Below are 20230 nucleotides of genomic sequence, written 5' to 3'. Positions count from 1 at the left end.
TAGTTAATTATTGCAATTTTGAAATAATTGCATCACCCATTTGAGAAGTTGAAACTTCTTTTTTACCCTCAGACATAATATCTTTTGTTCTAAGACCATCATTAAGAACTTTTTGTACTGCATTTTCTAATAAATCTGCTTCTTTATCTAAATCAAGTGAGTATCTAAGAGCCATTGCAAAACTTAAAATAGTTGCAATTGGATTAGCAAGACCTTTGCCTGCTATATCTGGGGCTGAACCATGAATTGGTTCATACATTGCTCTCATTTCACCATCCTTATTTTTTGCACCTAAAGATGCTGATGGCAAAAGACCTAGAGAACCAGTTAACATTGAAGCTTGGTCTGACAACATGTCACCAAACAAATTGTCTGTGACTATTACATCAAATTGTTTTGGATTTCTTAAAAGTTGCATTGCACAATTGTCAGCTAACATATGGCTTAACTCCACATCTTTATATTCACTATCATGTAGTGCCTGAACTTCTTCTTTCCACAATAGTCCTGCTTCCATTACATTAGATTTTTCACAAGAAGTAACTTTGTTTGATCTTTTTTTTGCAAGATCAAAAGCTACTCTTGCAACTCTTGTGATTTCACTTGTTGTGTATGTATGTGTATTAATTCCTTTTCTTTCACCATTTTCAATTGGTTTTATACCTCTTGGTTCTCCAAAATAAATTCCACCTGTAAGCTCTCTTACGATCATAATATCAAGACCAGAGACTACTTCTGGCTTAAGAGTAGATGCATCAACCAATTGTTCAAAACAAATTGCTGGTCTTAAGTTTGCGAAAAGCTTTAACTCTTTTCTTAATTTTAACAAAGCTCTTTCAGGTTTTTTTGAGAATTCAACATCATCCCATTTTGGACCACCAACCGCACCAAGCATAACAACCGCGCTTTCCAATGCTTTATAAAAAACTTCATCAGTAATTGGCGTTCCATGCTTATCGTAAGAGCATCCACCTGCTAAATCTTCATCAATTTCAAAGTCTAAAGATTTTTTTTCATTAAACCATTTAATGATTTTTTTTACTTCTCCAATTACTTCTGGGCCAATACCATCACCTGGTAGTAAAAGGATTTTTCTTTTTCTAACTTTAATCATTAAAAATCCAGGGTTTTTTTTCTTTCAAGTTTTTCTCAAAACTTTCAATTTTATCAGATTTTTTTAATGATAAAGCGATGTCATCTAAACCCTCTAATAAACATTTCTTTTTAAATGAATCTATTTTAAATTGAACCTCATTATTTCCATAAATAATTTTTTCATCATTTAGATCTATAGAAATTTCTTCTTTTCTATTTGCATACTCAGAGATTTCTTTAATTTTATCTTCAGGAAGAATGATTGGTAAAATTCCATTTTTGAAACAGTTGCTATAAAAAATATCGGCAAAACTTGAACTAATCACACAGGTAATACCAAAATCTAGTAATGCCCATGGAGCGTGCTCTCTTGAAGATCCGCATCCAAAATTTTTTCCTGCAATTAAAATCTTAGATTGATTAAAAGGTTCTTGATTTAAGACAAAATTATCAATAACTTTTCCTTGATCATCATACCTCATTTCAAAAAATAAATTTTTTCCTAAACCTGTTCTTTTAATTGTTTTCAGAAACTGTTTTGGGATGATCATATCAGTGTCTATATTAACTATAGGAAGATATGCTGGTATACTTTTTAATGTTGTAAATTTTTGCATTTAATTTTGATACTTTCTAACATCATCTAAACTTCCAGATATTGCTGCAGCTGCAGCCATTCCTGGACTTACTAAATGCGTTCTGCCACCTCTACCTTGTCTACCTTCAAAATTTCTATTTGAAGTCGAAGCGCATCTTTCTTCTGGCTTTAATTTATCTGCATTCATTGCAAGACACATTGAACAACCAGGCTCTCTCCATTCAAAGCCTGACTCAACAAAAATTTTATCTAAACCTTCTTGTTCTGCTTGTTCTTTTACAAGACCTGAACCAGGTACTACCATTGCATGCACATTTGATGATATTTTTTTATCTTTAAGAATCTTTGCAGCTTCTCTTAGATCCTCTATTCTTCCGTTTGTACAACTTCCTATAAAAACTTTATCAATTTTAATATCCTTGGCAGACATATTAGGCTTTAATCCCATATAATTTAATGATCTCTCAATCGAATTCTTTCTATCTTCATCCTTTTCATTATCTGGATTTGGAACTTTTTCATCTATAGTTATTACATCTTGTGGTGATGTTCCCCATGTAATCATTGGAGATATTTCGCTTGCATCAAGATTAATTTCTTTATCAAAAACTGCTCCTTCATCAGTTTTTAATGTTTTCCAATATTCTACTGCTTTATCCCATTTATCACCTTTAGGTGACATTGGTTTTCCTTTTAAGTAATCAAAAATTTTTTGATCTGGTGCTATAAGTCCCGCTCTAGCACCGCCTTCAATAGTCATATTGCAAATAGTCATTCTTTGTTCAACACTCAAAGATGTTATTAGATCGCCAGCATACTCGATAACACATCCAGTTCCACCAGCAGTACCTATTTTTCCGATTATTTGTAAAATGACATCTTTTGATGTTACTCCTATAGGTAGTTTTCCATTCACATTAATTCTAAAATTTTTTGCTTTTTTTTGAACTAGTGTTTGAGTGGCGAGAACGTGCTCTACTTCTGATGTTCCAATTCCAAATGCAAGGGAGCCAAAAGCGCCGTGTGTTGCCGTATGACTATCTCCACAAACTATTACTGTGCCAGGTTGAGTAAAACCTTGCTCAGGACCTATTATATGAACAATACCCTGTCTTTTATCGTCCATACCAAATAGTTGAACTCCAAATTCCTTACAATTCGCCTCTAACGTATCTACTTGAATTTTTGATTCTTCATCTGCAATTCCTTTTGAACGATCTGTTGTTGGTACATTATGATCTGCTACAGCTAATGTTAGTTCTGGATGTCTTACTTTTCTTTTAGAATTTCTTAAACCTTCAAATGCTTGGGGACTAGTTACTTCATGAACTAAATGCCTATCAACAAATAATAACGAAGTGCCATCATCTTGTTGATCAACTAGATGATCGTTCCAAATTTTATCGTAAAGAGTTGTAGGCATTGAAAAAAAAATTATTTTTTTTCTGGAGTACTTTCTTTAGTTTGCTCAGTTTTAACAGCTTCCTCTTTTGGAGCTTCAGCTGCTGATGCTGCCTCTGCTTTAGGAGCTTCTTCTTTTGGAGCCTCAGTTGCTGGAGCAACATTTTCCTCTGTTACTGTTTCCGGTTTCACATCAACATCAATTCCAATTTTTTTTCTAATTTTCTCTGCAATTCTTGCTGATTTACCAGTTCTGTCTCTTAAGTAGTAAAGTTTAGCTCTTCTTACTTTTCCAGATCTTATAACTTTAATTGAGTCAATTACTGGACCATATAAAGGGAATGTTCTCTCAACACCTTCACCAAATGAAATTTTTCTTACAGTAAAAGAAGAATTTATATCTCTATTTTTTTTTGCAATACAAACTCCTTCGAAATACTGAATTCTCTCTTTTTTTCCCTCTGTAATTCTTACTCCAACCTTAACAACATCACCTGGGTAAAATTGTGGGATTTTCTTTTCAGATAAAATCTTTGTTACGTTATGTTTATTTATCTCTTCAATCGTTTTCATTTTAATATTTATCAATTAATTGTTCTTATATTTTTGCCATAAATCTGGTCTTCGGACGCGTGTTATAGCCTCAGATTGTGATAAACGCCAGTCTTTAATTTTGTTGTGATCACCGGATAAAAGCACGTCTGGCACTGATTTTTCCTCCCAAATTTGAGGTTTTGTGTACTGAGGATATTCCAATAATCCATTTTGAAAGCTTTCGTCATCTACAGATTTTTCATTCCCTAATACTCCAGGCAACAGTCTTAGAATACTATCCAACACAACAAATGCAGCTGTCTCTCCTCCAGATAATACGTAATCACCGATGCTTATCTCTTCTATATTTCTAGTAGAAAGAATTCTTTCATCTACACCTTCAAAATGACCACAAATTAATGCTATTGATTTTTCTTTAGATAACTCTTGTGCAAAAGCTTGATCAAATTTTCTTCCTCTTGGAGACAAATAAAAAACTCTTTCACCTTCTACTTTGTTTAAATCTAAAGAATTTGCCAGAACATCTGGTTTTAAAACCATACCAGAACCTCCTCCGTATGGAGTATCATCTACAGTTTTATGTTTATCGTTTGCAGCATCTCGAATGTTATTAACTTTTATACTCCATATTTTTTTTTCTAGAGCCTTGCCATATAAACCTTTGTTTAAGGGGCCCGGAAAAAATTCAGGATAAAGTGTAAAAATTTGAGATTGCCACATGACAAATTATAAAACTATTTTCCCTCTTCTTTAGGAGCTTCTGCTGCTGGTGCTGCCTCTGCTTTAGGAGCTTCCTCTTTAGGAGCTTCTGCTGCTGGTGCTGCCTCTGCTTTAGGAGCTTCCTCTTTAGGAGCTTCTGCTGCTGGTGCTGCCTCTGCTTTAGGAGCCTCTGCTGCTGGTGCTGCTTCTTCACCTTCTTTTTTTCTATCTTTTTTTGGAACAGCTTTTTTAGGATTATTTCCATTAGCAGGCATAGGGATTAAATCATTTTCACCTAAAATTCTTGCAACTCTTGTTGTAGGTTGTGCGCCTTGGCCTAACCAATACTTAATTCTTTCAGCCTCAAGTCCAACTCTTTCTTTTTTTTCTTTAGGTAATAAAGGATTAAAAAAACCAACCTTTTCAATAAATCTTCCGTCTCTTGCAAATCTACTATCTGCAACAACTACTTTATAGACTGGTCTTTTTTTAGTTCCTCCTCTTGATAGTCTTAGTTTTAACATTGTCTCTCCTTATTTTAATTGATTAAATAGCTCTGGTGGTATTCCTTTGTCAGACATACCTTTCAGATTTCCTTTAGACATCTTTTTCATCATTTCAGACATCATTTTAAATTGCTTTAACAATTTATTGATAGTGGCTGGATCTGTACCAGAGCCATTAGCAATTCTTTTTTTTCTCGAACCATCAATTATCTTTGGGTTCTCTCTTTCTTTTTTTGTCATTGATAAAATTATAGCTTCATTTTTTGTAATGATGCTTTCATCAATTCCAGCTGAATCCATTTGAGATTTTATTTTTGATACACCAGGCATAAAAGACATTATTCCCTCAATGCCTCCCATTTTTTTCATCTGTCTTAATTGAGTTAAATAATCTTCCATAGAGAATTGACCTTTTTTAAGGTTTTCCTCTGCTTGTTTAATTTTTTCTTCTCCTAAGTCTTGAGCAGCTTTTTCTACAAGAGAAACTATATCTCCCATTCCAAGAATTCTGTTAGCAATCCTCTCTGGATGAAACACTTCAAAATTATCGATTTTTTCACCAATTCCTAAAAACTTTATTGGTACTTCAGATATATATTTCATACTAACCGCAGCACCACCTCTTGCATCACCGTCTGCTCTAGTTAGGATAATTCCTGATAGGTTGACTGTATTTTTAAATTCTTTTGCAACAGAGGCTGCGACTTGACCTGTTAGTGAGTCAGCGACTAAAATTGTTTCAGCAGGATTAATTATTTTTTCAATTTGTTTGATTTCACTCATCATTTGTAAGTCAATTTGAGTTCTTCCAGCAGTATCAAATAGAATTACATCTGCTCCATTAAGGCTTGCAGCACTAATAGCTCTTTGACAAATATCTGCAGGCTGTTGGCCTTCTATGATGGGTAGTGTTAAAATATTGTTTTGTTCACCTAAAGATCTTAATTGTTCTTGTGCTGCTGGTCTATAAATGTCCAAACTTACCATCATCACCTTTTTCTTTTTATTAGACTCTAAAAATTTAGCTAATTTTGCTGTAGTTGTGGTTTTTCCAGATCCTTGAAGTCCAACAAGCATCATTGGAACTGGCGGAACTGCATTTAAATTTATATCTGCATTACTATCGCCTAGTAAGCTTACAAGCTCATCATAAACAATTTTAACAACCATATCACCAGGTGAAGTAGATCTTATGATTTCTTGACCTAAGGCTTTTGGTTTTACTTTCTCAATAAATGCTTTGGCTACATCAAGAGAAACATCTGCCTCTAATAAAGCTTGTCTAATTCCTCTTAAACCTTCATCAACTTGTTTTTCATCAAGAGATGGAGCCTTTTTTAAAGAAGAAAATATTTCTTCAAATTTATTTGTTAAATTTTCAAACATATTTATTACACACAGCAGTAATCGCACTAGTGGGCGAACCCTCGCTGACTAGTGTCGATCTCTTTGTTTCCAAAGACACCGCAAATTTAATGTTTTTGCGGAAACTGCTGCAAACTATAATAGAGCTACAAAAAGTCAATAAATAAGTTAAATAACTAAATATGGAATTTAGTGCATACAAAATGGATGGTTTAGGTAATGATTTTGTAATCATAGATAATAGATCAAATCCAATTAATCTAAACAAAGAGCAAATTTTAAAAATTTGTGACAGAAAATTCATAGGATGCGATCAGCTCATCATTATAAATAATGATGACAAGTCTGATGCAAAAATAAATTTTTTTAATTCAGATGGAAGTGCATCTGGTGCATGTGGAAATGGCACAAGATGTGTTGCTGATCTTTTATCAAAAGAAAATGGTAAAAATAATATTTCTTTAGTTACATCTGCTGGAGAACTTAAATCAGATATATTAGGGAAAAATCTAGTTGAAACTGGTATTGGATTTGGAAAAACTAACTGGAATGAAATACCACTTTCAAAAAATGTAGATACAAGAAATTTACAAATTGAAATTCTTGATAATGATAACAAATCACATATCGGTGGAACAGCAATCAGTGTTGGCAATCCGCATGTAGTTTTTTTTGTAAATAATTTAGAAAATTTTAATATTGAAAAAATTGGACCAATTATAGAAAAGCATGAATTATTTCCTGAAAGATGCAATGTAACTATTGCACAGTTAATAAATGAAAAATTAATAAAAGTTAAAGTATGGGAGCGTGGCGCTGGATTAACTAAGGCATGTGGAACAGCTGCTTGTGCTACTGCATTTGCAGGATTAATACATAACCTTTCATCTAACCAAGTTGATATAGAATTTAAAACAGGAAATTTATCTATTTCAATAGATCAAAATAATTTTATTAAAATGAAAGGCCCTGTCTCTGATATAAAAAAAATAGATATTAAATTGTAATGGGAATATTTGATAAGTTTAAAATTGGTTTTCAAAAAAGTGCAGCTGCTTTTACAAGTGGTCTAAAAGAAATAATTGTCAAAAAAGAACTAGATGACAAAAGTCTAAATGATATTGAAGATTTTCTAATTCAGTCAGATGTAGGTGTTGCAGCTTCAGCAGAAATAAAATCTATAATTTCTGAAAAAAAAATTGACCCCAGCAAAGATTTAAAAGATGAAATAAATTTAATACTTAAAGAATATATTGTGACATTAATGAAACCATTAGAAAATGAAAATTTTTTTAATAAAAAAGATAAATTGAATGCAACTTTGGTTTCTGGTGTTAATGGAGTTGGCAAAACAACAACTATTGGAAAAATAAGTAAAATTTTAAAATCAAATGGTAACAAAATTATGCTTGCTGCCTCAGATACATTTAGGGCAGCAGCAATTGAACAATTAGAAATGTGGGCAAAAAAAATTGATGTTAATATTACAAAATCTTCTCAAGGTTCTGATCCAGCTTCTGTTGCCTACAAAGCAATTGATGAGGCTTTAAAAAATAATTTTGACCAAGTTTTAATTGATACTGCTGGAAGATTACAAAACAAAAAAAATTTAATGGAAGAGTATAAAAAAATCGCAAATGTTACAAAAAAAATTGATCCTGAGGCTCCTCATGATGTTATTTTAGTTTTAGATGCAACTTCAGGTCAAAATGTAATCAATCAAGTAGAAGAGTTTAATAAAATTATTCCAATTACTGGGATTGTTATGACCAAATTAGATGGCACTGCAAAAGGTGGAATTTTATTAGCTGTTGCGAAAAAATATAAACTTCCAATTGTTGCCCTTGGTTTAGGTGAAAAAGAGGATGACCTACAAATATTTAATGCTGAAATATTTGCGAATACTTTTATTCAAACTAGTTAATTAAATTACTAGAAATTAGTGGCTTGTGTAGACTGCACTTATAGTTATCCTCTAAATTTGAGTGACCACAATTTTTTGCAAACGAAGAAATGATAAAGTCAAATTTTCCATTAGATGGATAAAGCTCTAATTTTTTTTTATTTATATCAAATTTAAAATTTGCTTTTAAACTTTTAACAGCACTTATCATTATTAGAGTTTGATTATCTTTAAGTAAATAATAAGCAAAATCATCTGGAAAAACTGGAAAATCGTACTCTTCTAAATAATATCTTGCCTGAGCAGGAAACCATTCATAGGAAATTAGAGGAGATGATTTTTTTGATTTATAATCATAAATATAAAGATCTTTAGGATAATCATTAATATAATTAGCAGTTTCACCTCTTGCTAAAACTGATTTTTCTCTAGATTTAAAATACAATGCAAAATCTTGATTGTGTGAATTCATTTGATCTAAATAAAATAAATCTTCAGCTTTAAATTCATAATCTTTCGCAAATACAACGTTAAAAGAATTCAATATTAAAATGGTTAAAATAAAAAATTTTTTCATTTTAAAAATATAAAATGAAATTTAGAATTATATTTGTTTAGATTGTGGCTTAATTTAAACTTGTAAAAAATCTTTTTAAAGCAGTTATTAGCTGTTCATCATATTCCATCATATGATTGTCATATTCTGTAAAATAGGAATATTTAGGTTCTTTGGATATTTCAAAAATTTTTTGGCCCATTGCAAATGGAACAATTGTATCTTTTTTTCCATGCAAAACCATTGTTGGCATATTTATATTTTCTATTTTTTTATCATTTTCATATCTATCTTTTAACAAAATACTTACCGGCAAGTATGGATAAAAATTTTTTGCAGCAGCTACCATTGAAGTAAACGGTGTTTCTAAAATTAATCCACCATATTTTTTATTTTGTGCAATTTCAGTTGCAATACCTGTGCCCAAAGACTCTCCATATAATATTATATTTTCTTCTTTTACTCCTTTATTAATAATCCAGTTAACTACACTCCGACCATCAATATAAAGGCCTTCTTCTGTGGGTTTACCTTCATTTCCAGAGAAACCTCGCCAAGCAATTATTAGAAAATTAATATCAATATCTTTGAAATGATTGAGCTTGTATATTCTGTTATCTAATGTTCCTGCATTTCCATGAAAAAAAACTAAAGTTTTTAAATTTTGTAAGTCTTTTTCATGAAACCATCCATTTAAACTCAAACCATCTAAGGTTTGTATTTTAACATTTTCAACATCAACTGTTAATTTATCTCCAAAATAATTATTTTCATTTGGATGATACAAAAGTTTTCTTTGATAAAAGTAAATTGAAATTACTACTGCTAAATAAACTAGTGCTATTGCTATTAATAACTGCAAGATATTTTTTTTAAGTTTTTTTATCATCTTTTTTTTTGGCTAAATACACTCCAAAAAATACAAGTACTGTTCCCAGATAATGATAACTCTCTAGTTGTTCATCAAAGAGTATATAACCATAAATTGCTGCATAAACTGTGAAAATATAAAGTGTAAATCCAGTCAATGATGCACCTAATTGTTTTTGAGCTAATGTATATAAAGTAAATGCAATTATTCCTGGTGAAATAGCAGCGAATACTGTCCAAAAGAGAAACTCATTATTAAATACTGTTTTTTGAAAATATAATTCTTCAGCAATATAAAATGGCAATAAACTTATCGCTCCAAAGAGAGCGATCAGAGTAAATCTTTGGAATATTTCTAATTCTGTTTTCCAATAAAATAAATAAATAGAATATAAAGCCCACCCTATTGCAGCTGCAAGCATCCATAAATCACCTATAGTAAATCTCAGATTGATCAACAGTTCCAAATCTCCTTTAATAATAATTGCAAAAACTCCTATCAAGCAAGCAATTAATCCAATTACTTTAGTTAGAGTTATTTTTTCACTAAAAAATAAAGCGGAAATTAAAATAATAAATATTGGCGAAGAAGTATAAATTATACCCATGTTAGCAACTGTTGTTGTTTGTCCAGCTAAAAAAGGGAAAGCTCCACAAACTCCACACCCCATTGCCCCTAAGAAAAATAATTTTTTATATTCTTTTTGAATAATTTTAAAATTTTTTTTTAACGAAAAGTATGTAAACGGAAGCAAAATAATAAACACAATTGTCCATCTCCAGAATGCTAAAGATATCGGAGGAACAAATTCTACACCACCTCTTGCAACAACTAGATTGCTAGCCATAAAAATTGGCTGAATAAATAATAATAAAAAAGACCAGGAGTTTTTTTTATAATCGATCAATTTTAGAAGATTTAGCTTTTATCGAAAAAAGCTTCATAAACCATCATGATGATTGCTATACCCATTAATAAATAAACAGGTAATACATCAAGAAATCCAATCATCATAGATTTTGTTAAAGTTGTAGCTAACCCAACAAGAAAAAATATTGCAAAAGATAAACCTATTATTGTTGTAATTTTATTCATCTATTCTTCACACTCCTTTTCTAGCCATCTTGCTACACCTAAAAATCTGTGATCGTCATAACGATCTCCAATTAGTTGTACCCCTAATGGTAATTTATTTTCACCTTCAAGTAAAGGCAGAGAAATACAAGGGGTTCCAAGATAAGACCACACTTTATTGAATTCTGCTGTTCCCGTGCTCTTCAGCCCTTTAGGAGCAACACCAGGACTAGATGGAGATAAAACACCATGATAATCCTCAAATACCTCTTGATAAGATTCATAGCTTCTTTTCATAAAATCTATTGCCTCTGCATATTCTTTTGCTGAATATTTATTTCCATTTGCAATGGCTTTTTGCATATAGCTCGATAATTTTTTTTTATACTTTTTATAATAGACAGAAAAATTATTTGCTAAGTCTGTCTCATGGATGATTTGATGGTATTTATGAATATCCTTAAAATAAGATGGGGTATCAAATGTTTCAATATTTTTAAAAGATTTAATAAAATATTCAAAAGCCTCTCTTGATTTTTTTTCAATCATTTTCCAATGATCAGTTTTATAAAAGATGAACTTTGGTTCAAACAATGGTCCTTTTTTTGTTTCAGATAAGATGTTTTCAGCAGAATAATATATGGTCGCGGGATCGTAAGGATCTTTTTTGATTAAAACTTTTGCTAATAATGCAACATCTTCTACTTTTCTTCCAAACACGCCCATGTGATCTAAAAGATAAGAAGTTTTAAGAACGCCATTTCTTGAAATTAATCCATAAGAAGGTTTGTAGCCAACTACCCCACAATAAGAAGCTGGTCTAATTACTGAGCCTCCAGTTTGAGATCCAATTGAAACTGGAGCCATAAAAGAAGCAACAGCCGCAGCTGAACCACTTGAAGATCCACCAGGGGTTCTAGAGTTATCATGTGGATTAGTCGTTTTTGAAGGACCTAAAAAAGCAAGTTCTGAAGTAGTGGTTTTACCCATCACGATAGCACCAGCTGAGTGTAATAAATCAACAATCTCCGCATTTTGAGAGTATGATTTACCTTTTCTAATTGTAGTTCCACATTCAGTTGGCATATCTATTGTTCCAACGATATCTTTCACAGCAACCGGAATTCCATGTAACGGTCCTAAAGATTTTCCAGCTCTTCTATGATTGTCGGCCTCTACTGCTTTTTCTAATAAAAGTTTTTTATCAAAGTGAGCCCAAGCTTTTATATCTTTATCAAACTTTTTAATTCTATCTATGTACTGTTCACAAACCTCAACTGATGTAATTTGTGCATCTTTTATTTTTGTGGCTAATTCCTCAACACTTAAAGAAAAGATATCACTCATTTAATAAATAAATTTAATTTGCGAATAATGTCTCTGGTAACCATAAAGCTATTCCAGGGAATAAATACATTAATACCATCGCTAATATGACTATTCCTAAGAATGGCATAATTCCTTTAAAAATCTCCATTAGTTCAACATTTTTAGATTGAACACCTTTTAAATAATAGGCAGACATTGCCATTGGTGGAGTTAAAAAAGAAGTTTGTAAATTTAATGCAATTAACATTGCAAAGAAATATGGATTTACTCCAAAAAATTCAACTAAAGGTAAAAATATAGGAACAAAAATAATAAGTATCTCCGTCCACTCTAAAGGCCATCCAAGTAAAAATATAATTATTTGAGTAATAATTAGAAACTGCCAAGGCTCTAGATCTAGTGACTTAAAGAAATGTTCAAAAACTTCATGACCTCCAAGATATGAGAATACTGATGCAAATGTCCATGAGCCGATGAATAACCACATTATCATCGCTGTTGTCTTTGCAGTTAAGAAAACAGATTCTTTAAAATTCTTCCATTTTAATGTTTTATAAAAATAAGATAGTACCAGTGCTCCAAAAGCACCCACTGCAGCAGCTTCCGCAGGAGTTGCGATACCAGCTAAAATTGTTCCAAGTACAAGTATTATAAGTGAGAACAATGGTAAAAACGAAATTAGCACTTCTTTCATAATTACAGCTGTTGGTGGAATTTCTTCTGCCCTTGGTTTTGGAGCAATTGATGGATTTAACCATGCTCTAAAAATTGCGTATCCAATATATAAACTAGCCAACATTAATCCGGGAAATATTGCAGCTGCAAATAACCTTAATGGTGAAAGTTGTGCGATGACCGAATATACAATTAACATAATACTTGGTGGAATTAAAATACCTAAACATCCACCTGCACAAATAATTCCAGATGCAAACTTTTTGTCGTATCCAGCCTTAACCATTGCTGGCCAAGCTAGAAGACCCATTAGAGTTACAACTGCACCAATAATTCCTGTTGCTGTAGAAAATAATGTGCATGTAATTAAAGCAGCAACTGCCATTGATGCTGGTAATTTGTGAGATGCTAATCTTATAGCAAAAAATAATTTAGCTACTATTCCTGCTCTCTCAACTAGATAACCCATAAATAAAAAGAGTGGGACGGCGGTAAGAACGTTATTATCCATTACCGTATAAGTGTTTTGAACAAAAAGCTGGAAAATCCTATTATCAAATAGGTGTTCCATTTTTGTTGGATCAAAATAAGCATAGTAACCAAAGCCTAAGCCCATTGCCATCAATGTAAATGCAATCGGAAAACCTAAAAGAACAGCAAATAAAAATAAACCCATCATCAAAATGGCTATTTCAGGATTAGTTAAACTAAATAACATCTTTTGTTTCTCCTCCCTCTTCTGCTGCTCTCATTAAAATTTTTTCAGTTTCTTCTGCTACAACCATTCTCGCTGGCCATTGACCAGTTTGAATACATATTATTGATCTAAATACTTCGCTTATACCCTGGATAGTTAATAAAATACCTGACAAGGGTATTAATGATTTTGCCATATAAATTTGAATTTGCGCTGGGCTGTTCCAGCTAGTCTCTTTAATCTTCCACGCTAGAGCTGCATAATCCCAACCATAAAATGCTAAAGCTAATACACCTGGGAAAAAGAAAATAAAATATAATACTAAATCAATCCAACCTTGTGTTCTTGGTTTGAACAATCTGTAAATTACATCTCCTCTAACATGCGCTTCTGTCGATAAAGTGTATGCACCAGCCATCATAAAAATAGCTCCATACATCTGCAAACTAAAATCAAAATTCCATAGTGTTGGAGCATTTAGGGCGTAAGCCATAAAAACTTCATAACAAGTTCCACCCATTAAAATTACGATGCACCATGAAAAGGCTTTTCCCATTGACGTACTGAGATTATCAGCAAATTTAATAAAGGATCTCATCATAGGCTCTAATTAATAGTGGATTGCTTAAAATATTCAAACTAAAAGGGGGCCGAAGCCCCCTTTCAAAAAACGTTAAAATCTATTAGATTTTTACTTTTCCAATAGGTCCAAACTCATTTTCATAAGCTAATTTGTAATTCGGCTGATTCATCAGCAAGTACTTCATTACTTTCTTAGCATACGCTTTTTGTGAGTCTACGATCTTCTTAAAGAAAGCATCTTTCTTAGTGAAGTCACCGATCACTTTATCCCAACCTTTTAGTTGCTCAGCTAGGATCGCGTCTGAAGTTTGGTATACATTTACTTTATGCTCATTCATTAACTTCGCAAGATCGTTTGAGTATCTTACTAGAGCTTTAAAGTAGTTATCACTGTTTGCAGCATAAGCAGCATTTTTCAAAATTGCTTGATGCGCTGGTGATAAGCTATTGTATGTTTTTTTGTTAACTGGAATCTCAAACATCTCTTGAGATTGGTGGAAACTTCCTAAGTGATAATGCTTAGAAACATCTTGCATACCAAACTGAGAGTCTGAAGTTGGGTTGTTAAACTCAGCAGCTTCAATCAAACCAGTTTTCATAGCTGGTTGAATTTCACCACCCGGTAATTGTCTAACGACCATTCCCATTGCAGTAAGAACGTTAGTTGCAAGACCAACTGTTCTGTACTTCATGCCTTTTACATCAGATACTTTAGTTACGTTCTTTTTGAACCAACCAAAAGGCTGTGCAGGCATAGGCATATGGAAGAAACCAATGTAATCAAAACCAACTTTTGCAAGAGTTTCGTCATATAGTTCTCTACCTCCGCCGTATTCCATCCATCCCATAACTTCTTGAGATGACATACCGTATGAAGGACCAGTTCCAAATAAAGATGCAGCAGGGTTTTTACCATACCAATATGCAGTCACCCAGTGACCCATATCTACTACACCAGAACTTACCGCTTGTCCGATTTCTGAAGTTTTTACAACTGCACCAACTGGTTGAAGGTCAATCTTAAGTGAACCACCAGACATTTCCTCTACCATTTTGCAGTAGTCCCCAGCCATTTCAAAAAAGATGTTAGCTCCACTTGGCCAAGCTGCTTGCATCTTTAATACTTTAGCATGAGAACCTGCAGTTGCGATGTTTGGCATTGCAACTGTAGCTGCAGCTACAGCACCAGCTTTAGCAGCAGTCTTAAAGAACTTACGTCTTGAAGAAGTTGTATTCTTCAATGATTTTTTTTCTTTAATCATTATTTCTCCTATTTATATTTAGTTAATTAACCAGCGGGCATATAATCATAAACAGACCTAAGAGTCTAAAGTAATACGAAAGAAAAAAGTCACATAAATACTTTAATTTTATGAATAAACGTACAACTATTAATTGTAATAAAATTAAAAAGTCATACTAGCCCAATGACTTATCCAATCAGATTTTGATTTTAAATTTTGGATAAAATTTGGTTTAAAAATTTTAACAGCACTCAATAAATAAACTCTATCATCAAAAACCCTTATTTTTCCCTCTCCATTTGGCTTTGTTTCAATAATTTCTTTAGTAAAATTTTCTTCAGTTTTACTAAAAATTGTCACCTGAAAATTACCAAGTGGCTTTCCTTTATCCATCAATCTAAATTCAAAAAACTCATTTCTTTTATCAAAGGGTGAATTCAAAGCGATAAACTCAAAATTTAATTTTGATTGTTGTTGAAAAAAATCATCAGAATTTGAAATTAAAATTTTTGAAAATCTTTTATAATTTTCAGTTGGTAACTTGTTTGGTTTGTAACTTAATAAAATATCTAAAAAGTTTTGTTCTTTAACAAAATCTTCAAATGTTTTTATGTCATCATATTCTAAGAAACTATATTTTGACTCATAATTAATTACATTAAAGTAGTTATTATTAAGTTTTATCTGTATCGCTGGGAAATTTCCATCTCGTTGTTCAATATCTTTTGTAATATTATTATTATCTAAAAATAATTTTTCTTTTTCATCATTGGAAAAGCCAAAGGGGGTGCCCTTAAAGTTTTGACCTATCATAATGTCTATCAATGTTTTATCTTCTACATTTGAATTCTTTTCGAGCCACAATTCATGTGCTAATACACCTTTATTTAAAAAAAAAAGTAAGAAAAAAAATACTATGTGGTTTTTCAAAAATATATTTTTTAAAGCAATCATCATTTATTTATCTTTTGTAAGTCTTATTTTTGCACATGAACTTAGACCAAACATAGCAAATTTAGATATAACAAAAAATGAAAAAACAACTGATGCGAAACTTGATTTAAAAATCAATCTAGAAGCAATCATTGTAGGAATTGATCCTAATCACTCAAATACTAAAGAGTCTGATCAGTCTGATTTGTATGATGAATATAGAAAACTAAGCCCTGATAAGTTATTGAAAAAGTTTTATGAAAAATTTAATAGTTTAGATGACAAAATTTATCTAACTAATTCTTCGAATAAATATTTCGGGACTATAGAACAAATTACAATTCCTGAAATCGGAGATATAGAGGTTATACGAGATAGTTCCATTGAATTAAGCTTTAAAAATTTACAAGAGGACACTTACCAATTTTATTGGGATGAAAACTTTGGATCAGTAATATTACGTGTTAATTCAAATGATCAAAATGAACTTCATACTGAAATAATTACAAAAGAAAGTCTGTCAACAGCTTTTAATATTAATGAAGATCAATCAAATATATTCAAAACGATAACTGACTATATTGTTATTGGATTTGAGCACATTTTACCAAAAGGTCTAGACCATATACTTTTTGTATTAGCTTTGTTTTTATTATCTATAAAATTTAAACCATTATTCTTTCAGGTTACCTATTTTACAATCGCTCACTCAATTACATTGTTTCTAGGTGTATTAAATATTGTAAATATTTCGCCAAACATTGTTGAACCTATAATTGCTATTTCAATTGCTTATGTGGCTTTTGAAAATTTATTCACAAATAAGCTTAATAAAGCAAGGCCATTTGTAATATTTATATTTGGTCTTCTTCATGGATTAGGCTTTGCGGGGGTTCTAACCGAGATTGGTATCCCGGATGAATTATTTATAACAAGTCTTGTTTCATTTAATGTTGGTGTAGAGCTTGGACAAATTGGAGTAATTCTAATTGCTTATCTAATGCTAGCATTGCCTTTTGGTAAACAAAAATGGTATGATGCAAGAATAACAAAACCTATTTCACTTGTCATAGCTTGTGTTGGTTTATATTGGTTTATAGAAAGAATTATCTAATTTTTTTAATAAGTATAAAAAACAAAAAAAATTATAAACTAAATCAACTTGTCATTTTCATAAATACAGCATTTTTCAGCTGGTATATGAAGTTTGATTTTTTCACCAGGAATTTCAATTTCTCTATTAACTTTAGATTTAATTTCAAAATTATCCATACTAGCAGTAATCAACTTATAATTACCAAAATCCTCAACTTTTTGAACATTTACTTCAACAAGATTTTCTTTCTGGTCATTTGCAATTTTAATAAATTCAGATCTAATGCCTAATTTAATATTCTTATTTTTTAAATTAGATAAATCTGTATTCGTCTTAATTGTTAAGTTATTTATCTTAACACTATTTTCAGAGGTCACTTCACTTTCAAATAAATTCATAGCTGGTGAACCAATAAAATATCCAACAAACGTCGTATTTGGTCTTTCAAATAATTCTTTGGGCGAACCTGTCTGTACAACTTCCCCTTCACTCATCACAATTATATTATCTGCAAATGTCATGGCTTCATTTTGATCATGCGTTACATAAACCAAAGTTGTTTTATATTGTTCATTAATTTCTTTCAGATTTCTTCTTAATCTAAATTTCAAATCAGGATCGATAACTGTCAATGGCTCATCCATTAAAACTGCTGCAACATCTTCTCTAACTAAACCTCTTCCTAAAGATATTAATTGTTTTTGATCTGCTGTTAATTTTCTTGCAGGAGAATTTAAAAAAGACTTTAAATTTAAGGTTTCTGCAACAGAGTTGACTCTTTCATCAATTTTTGCGTTTGAAAAATCTCTACACTTTAATGGAAAAGCAAGATTTTCAAAAACTGTCATGGTGTTATAAATTACTGGAAATTGAAAAACTTGAGCGATATTTCTTTCTTCTGTTTTTAAGTCTGTAACATCCTTGTCATCAAACAATATTTTTCCAGCTGATGGCCTTACTAATCCAGATACAATATTTAACATTGTCGTTTTTCCACATCCAGAGGGACCTAAGATTGCATATCTATTTCCATTCTCCCAAGTCATCGAAAATGGATTTAATGCATAAACTGGATTTGTATCATTAGGGTTATAAGAATGTGAGATGTTGCTTAAATCAATTTTAGCCATTATTCCCTCCAAATGGTGAGGATACTAATTTGCCATCTGCACCAAATGCATATGCTTTATCTATTTTAAAATCTATTTTAATCTTGTCATGAATTTTAAAATTCAAAACCTCTTCTATAGAAATAATAATTTTTATACTTCCTCTTTTTAAATGGAGTAAAGTTTCAGAACCACTAATTTCAGCAAGCTCAACTTCAAATTCATAGCCATTTTCATTAAGCTCAATATCTGATGATCTTAAACCAACCTTTAATCCACTATCTTTTAGATTTAATAGATGGCTAGGTGCTTTTATTTCAATACCTTCAAATCTAATTTTATTATTAGATACATCTGCTTCAATGATATTCATTGGTGGATCATTAGAAATTTCAGCAACTTTTAAAGAGTTTGGATTCTCAAATATTTCTTTTGCTGGACCTACTTGTAGTACTTTACCTTCATCTAACACAATTACTTCTCCATTTAATTCCATGGTTTCTCTTGGATCTGTAGTAGAATAAATTAAAATAGTTTCATCAGCCAAACCCCTTGAAAATAAACTCTTAAATTCCTCCCTAAGCTGTTCTCTTAATTTGTAATCTAAATTAACTAAAGGTTCATCTAACAGTAATATTTTAGCATTTTTTACTAATGATCTTGCTAGAGAAACACGTTGTTGTTGGCCACCAGATAATTCTTGGATTTTTCTGTTTTCATAACCAACTAACCCAACTGATTTTAAAGAATCCAATACTTTATTTTTGATTTCCTCATTATCAATTTTCCTTTGTCTCAAAGGAAACGCAATATTTTCAAATACATTTAAGTGAGGATAATTAATAAATTGTTGATACACCATAGCTACATTTCTTTGCCAAACTGGGACTTTTAAAAAATCTTTACCATCAAATTCAATAGCACCACTATCTGGTGTTAAAAGACCAGCTATAGTTTTTAATAAAGTTGTTTTGCCTGATAAAGTTCGTCCAAGGATCGTATACAAATTCCCCTCTTTAAAATTAAATGATACTTCGTTTAAGTGATACTCTTCACTTGGCTTAAAAGTTAAGTTGTTAGCAATTAAATTCATTATTTAATTGCTCCTGACAGATTTCCTTTAGATAGATATCTCTCAACTATGAACGCTACTATAATTAAAGGTGCAACTGAAACTAATGCAGACGCTGACAAACTCCACCATGGAGTAACTGATGAATTCAGCGCAACTATTTTAACTGGTAATAACTGCACTTCTGTAAAAGTTAAAATGAACGCAAAGAAAAAATCTATCCATCCAAAAATAATACAAAACATACCAGCAACAATTAATCCTGGTATAGAATTTGGTAGCACTACTTTTAAGAAAGCTTGATAAGGATTACATCCATCAATCAAGGCTGTCTCATCAATTTCTCTTGGAACTTTGTTAAAGAAATCAACCATAATCCAAACGGCAATAGGCATCAGTAAAACAATATAAACTACAATTAACCCTAAAAGACTATCCAATAGATTAATTGAACTTAAAAATAAGAAAAACGGAATTGATAAAACAATTGGTGGCATAATTCTTTGAGAAATAAAGAAAAATGTAATGTCATTATTTTTTACGAAACCTGCTTTAAATGTATATCTGGATAACGCATAAGCTGACAGTGTACCAAGAATTATACTGATTAAACTCGCTGTGCACGTAACAAATAAACTATTGAAATAAGGTTCTACAATATCAACTCCACCTTGAGCAGGAGATTTTATCAAAACTTTCCAGCCTTCTAAATTAGGCTCAAAGTCTACCCATGGTAGGTAAGTAACCCCTCCATTTACAGATTGAAAATCTTTAAATGACGTAGTTAGAGCCCAAAGAAAAGGAGCAACAACAAATACTGCCCAAAAAATAATAAAAAAATATTTTAAAAATGTATAAAGTTTGCTCATA

At 31.4% G+C, this 20230-nt stretch carries 22 protein-coding genes; 3 read left to right on the top strand and 19 right to left on the bottom strand.

Annotated elements, in window-relative coordinates; all coding sequences use genetic code 11:
• Nucleotides 1-7 precede the first annotated feature (7 nt).
• Genes leuB through ffh form a run of 7 tightly spaced genes read right to left on the bottom strand, consistent with a single transcriptional unit; the run spans nucleotide 8 to nucleotide 6240 of the window.
• Nucleotides 8-1114, bottom strand: a complete 1107-nt coding sequence (leuB, locus tag ACTTAU_RS01775) for a 3-isopropylmalate dehydrogenase (protein WP_085115012.1) — start codon at nucleotides 1112-1114, stop codon at nucleotides 8-10.
• Nucleotides 1107-1712: a 3-isopropylmalate dehydratase small subunit gene (leuD, locus tag ACTTAU_RS01770; protein WP_438306107.1), complete on the bottom strand. Its 606-nt coding sequence runs from the start codon at nucleotides 1710-1712 to the stop codon at nucleotides 1107-1109. The genes leuB and leuD overlap by 8 nt, the downstream gene beginning before the upstream one ends.
• The gene (gene leuC, locus ACTTAU_RS01765) at nucleotides 1713-3116 is read right to left on the bottom strand and encodes a 3-isopropylmalate dehydratase large subunit (protein WP_438306109.1); all 1404 of its coding nucleotides are present in this window, start codon (nucleotides 3114-3116) and stop codon (nucleotides 1713-1715) included. It abuts the gene before it with no gap.
• An 11-nt stretch (nucleotides 3117-3127) separates the two neighbouring features.
• On the bottom strand, nucleotides 3128-3667 hold the full coding sequence (gene rplS, locus ACTTAU_RS01760) for a 50S ribosomal protein L19 (protein WP_438306111.1): 540 nt from the start codon (nucleotides 3665-3667) through the stop codon (nucleotides 3128-3130).
• 15 nt (nucleotides 3668-3682) lie between these two features.
• Nucleotides 3683-4369, bottom strand: coding sequence for a tRNA (guanosine(37)-N1)-methyltransferase TrmD (gene trmD / locus ACTTAU_RS01755; RefSeq protein WP_438306113.1), 687 nt, complete (start codon nucleotides 4367-4369; stop codon nucleotides 3683-3685).
• A gap of 14 nt (nucleotides 4370-4383) precedes the next feature.
• Complete coding sequence (gene rpsP / locus ACTTAU_RS01750) at nucleotides 4384-4872, bottom strand: 30S ribosomal protein S16 (RefSeq protein WP_440632911.1); 489 nt, start codon at nucleotides 4870-4872, stop codon at nucleotides 4384-4386.
• A 9-nt stretch (nucleotides 4873-4881) separates the two neighbouring features.
• Nucleotides 4882-6240: a signal recognition particle protein gene (gene ffh, locus ACTTAU_RS01745; RefSeq protein ID WP_438306117.1), complete on the bottom strand. Its 1359-nt coding sequence runs from the start codon at nucleotides 6238-6240 to the stop codon at nucleotides 4882-4884.
• A 161-nt stretch (nucleotides 6241-6401) separates the two neighbouring features.
• Between ffh and dapF the strand changes: the two genes are divergently transcribed.
• The gene (gene dapF / locus ACTTAU_RS01740; RefSeq protein WP_438306119.1) at nucleotides 6402-7226 is read left to right on the top strand and encodes a diaminopimelate epimerase; all 825 of its coding nucleotides are present in this window, start codon (nucleotides 6402-6404) and stop codon (nucleotides 7224-7226) included.
• Entirely contained in the window at nucleotides 7226-8143 is a 918-nt protein-coding gene (gene ftsY / locus ACTTAU_RS01735) for a signal recognition particle-docking protein FtsY (protein ID WP_438306121.1), read from the top strand. Before dapF ends, ftsY begins: the two co-directional genes overlap by 1 nt.
• Here ftsY and ACTTAU_RS01730 read toward each other — a convergent pair.
• From ACTTAU_RS01730 to ACTTAU_RS01690, 9 genes are all read right to left on the bottom strand, one after another.
• Nucleotides 8136-8699 (bottom strand): hypothetical protein, encoded by a 564-nt coding sequence (locus ACTTAU_RS01730; RefSeq protein ID WP_438306123.1) that lies wholly within the window; start codon nucleotides 8697-8699, stop codon nucleotides 8136-8138. The genes ftsY and ACTTAU_RS01730 overlap by 8 nt on opposite strands.
• Nucleotides 8700-8748: 49 nt before the next feature.
• The gene (locus ACTTAU_RS01725; RefSeq protein ID WP_438306125.1) at nucleotides 8749-9567 is read right to left on the bottom strand and encodes an alpha/beta hydrolase; all 819 of its coding nucleotides are present in this window, start codon (nucleotides 9565-9567) and stop codon (nucleotides 8749-8751) included.
• Complete coding sequence (locus tag ACTTAU_RS01720; protein ID WP_438306264.1) at nucleotides 9551-10453, bottom strand: DMT family transporter; 903 nt, start codon at nucleotides 10451-10453, stop codon at nucleotides 9551-9553. Before ACTTAU_RS01720 ends, ACTTAU_RS01725 begins: the two co-directional genes overlap by 17 nt.
• 14 nt (nucleotides 10454-10467) lie before the next feature.
• The gene (locus ACTTAU_RS01715; RefSeq protein WP_172819960.1) at nucleotides 10468-10644 is read right to left on the bottom strand and encodes a hypothetical protein; all 177 of its coding nucleotides are present in this window, start codon (nucleotides 10642-10644) and stop codon (nucleotides 10468-10470) included.
• A complete protein-coding gene (locus tag ACTTAU_RS01710; protein WP_438306127.1) occupies nucleotides 10645-11970 on the bottom strand; it encodes an amidase in 1326 nt (441 codons plus the stop codon).
• Between the two features lie 13 nt (nucleotides 11971-11983).
• Complete coding sequence (locus tag ACTTAU_RS01705) at nucleotides 11984-13345, bottom strand: TRAP transporter large permease (protein ID WP_085115000.1); 1362 nt, start codon at nucleotides 13343-13345, stop codon at nucleotides 11984-11986.
• Entirely contained in the window at nucleotides 13335-13922 is a 588-nt protein-coding gene (locus ACTTAU_RS01700) for a TRAP transporter small permease subunit (protein ID WP_172819959.1), read from the bottom strand. The genes ACTTAU_RS01705 and ACTTAU_RS01700 overlap by 11 nt, the downstream gene beginning before the upstream one ends.
• An 85-nt stretch (nucleotides 13923-14007) precedes the next feature.
• On the bottom strand, nucleotides 14008-15168 hold the full coding sequence (locus ACTTAU_RS01695) for a TRAP transporter substrate-binding protein (RefSeq protein WP_438306130.1): 1161 nt from the start codon (nucleotides 15166-15168) through the stop codon (nucleotides 14008-14010).
• Between the two features lie 144 nt (nucleotides 15169-15312).
• Entirely contained in the window at nucleotides 15313-16080 is a 768-nt protein-coding gene (locus tag ACTTAU_RS01690) for a DUF4198 domain-containing protein (protein WP_438306132.1), read from the bottom strand.
• Between ACTTAU_RS01690 and ACTTAU_RS01685 the strand changes: the two genes are divergently transcribed.
• Nucleotides 15965-17197, top strand: coding sequence for a HupE/UreJ family protein (locus ACTTAU_RS01685; protein ID WP_438306134.1), 1233 nt, complete (start codon nucleotides 15965-15967; stop codon nucleotides 17195-17197). The genes ACTTAU_RS01690 and ACTTAU_RS01685 overlap by 116 nt on opposite strands.
• Nucleotides 17198-17235: 38 nt before the next feature.
• Here ACTTAU_RS01685 and ACTTAU_RS01680 read toward each other — a convergent pair whose 3' ends face one another.
• Genes ACTTAU_RS01680 through ACTTAU_RS01670 form a run of 3 tightly spaced genes read right to left on the bottom strand, consistent with a single transcriptional unit; the run spans nucleotide 17236 to nucleotide 20229 of the window.
• The gene (locus ACTTAU_RS01680; RefSeq protein WP_438306136.1) at nucleotides 17236-18309 is read right to left on the bottom strand and encodes an ABC transporter ATP-binding protein; all 1074 of its coding nucleotides are present in this window, start codon (nucleotides 18307-18309) and stop codon (nucleotides 17236-17238) included.
• Nucleotides 18302-19381, bottom strand: a complete 1080-nt coding sequence (locus tag ACTTAU_RS01675) for an ABC transporter ATP-binding protein (protein ID WP_438306138.1) — start codon at nucleotides 19379-19381, stop codon at nucleotides 18302-18304. Before ACTTAU_RS01675 ends, ACTTAU_RS01680 begins: the two co-directional genes overlap by 8 nt.
• The gene (locus ACTTAU_RS01670; protein ID WP_085114994.1) at nucleotides 19381-20229 is read right to left on the bottom strand and encodes a carbohydrate ABC transporter permease; all 849 of its coding nucleotides are present in this window, start codon (nucleotides 20227-20229) and stop codon (nucleotides 19381-19383) included. The genes ACTTAU_RS01675 and ACTTAU_RS01670 overlap by 1 nt, the downstream gene beginning before the upstream one ends.
• Between the last annotated feature and the right edge of the window lies 1 nt (nucleotide 20230).

The sequence above is a fragment of the Candidatus Pelagibacter sp. HIMB1505 genome (genome assembly GCF_052047915.1).
Lineage (GTDB): Bacteria > Pseudomonadota > Alphaproteobacteria > Pelagibacterales > Pelagibacteraceae > Pelagibacter > Pelagibacter communis_A.
This window is presented reverse-complemented; position numbering and strand designations above follow the sequence as displayed.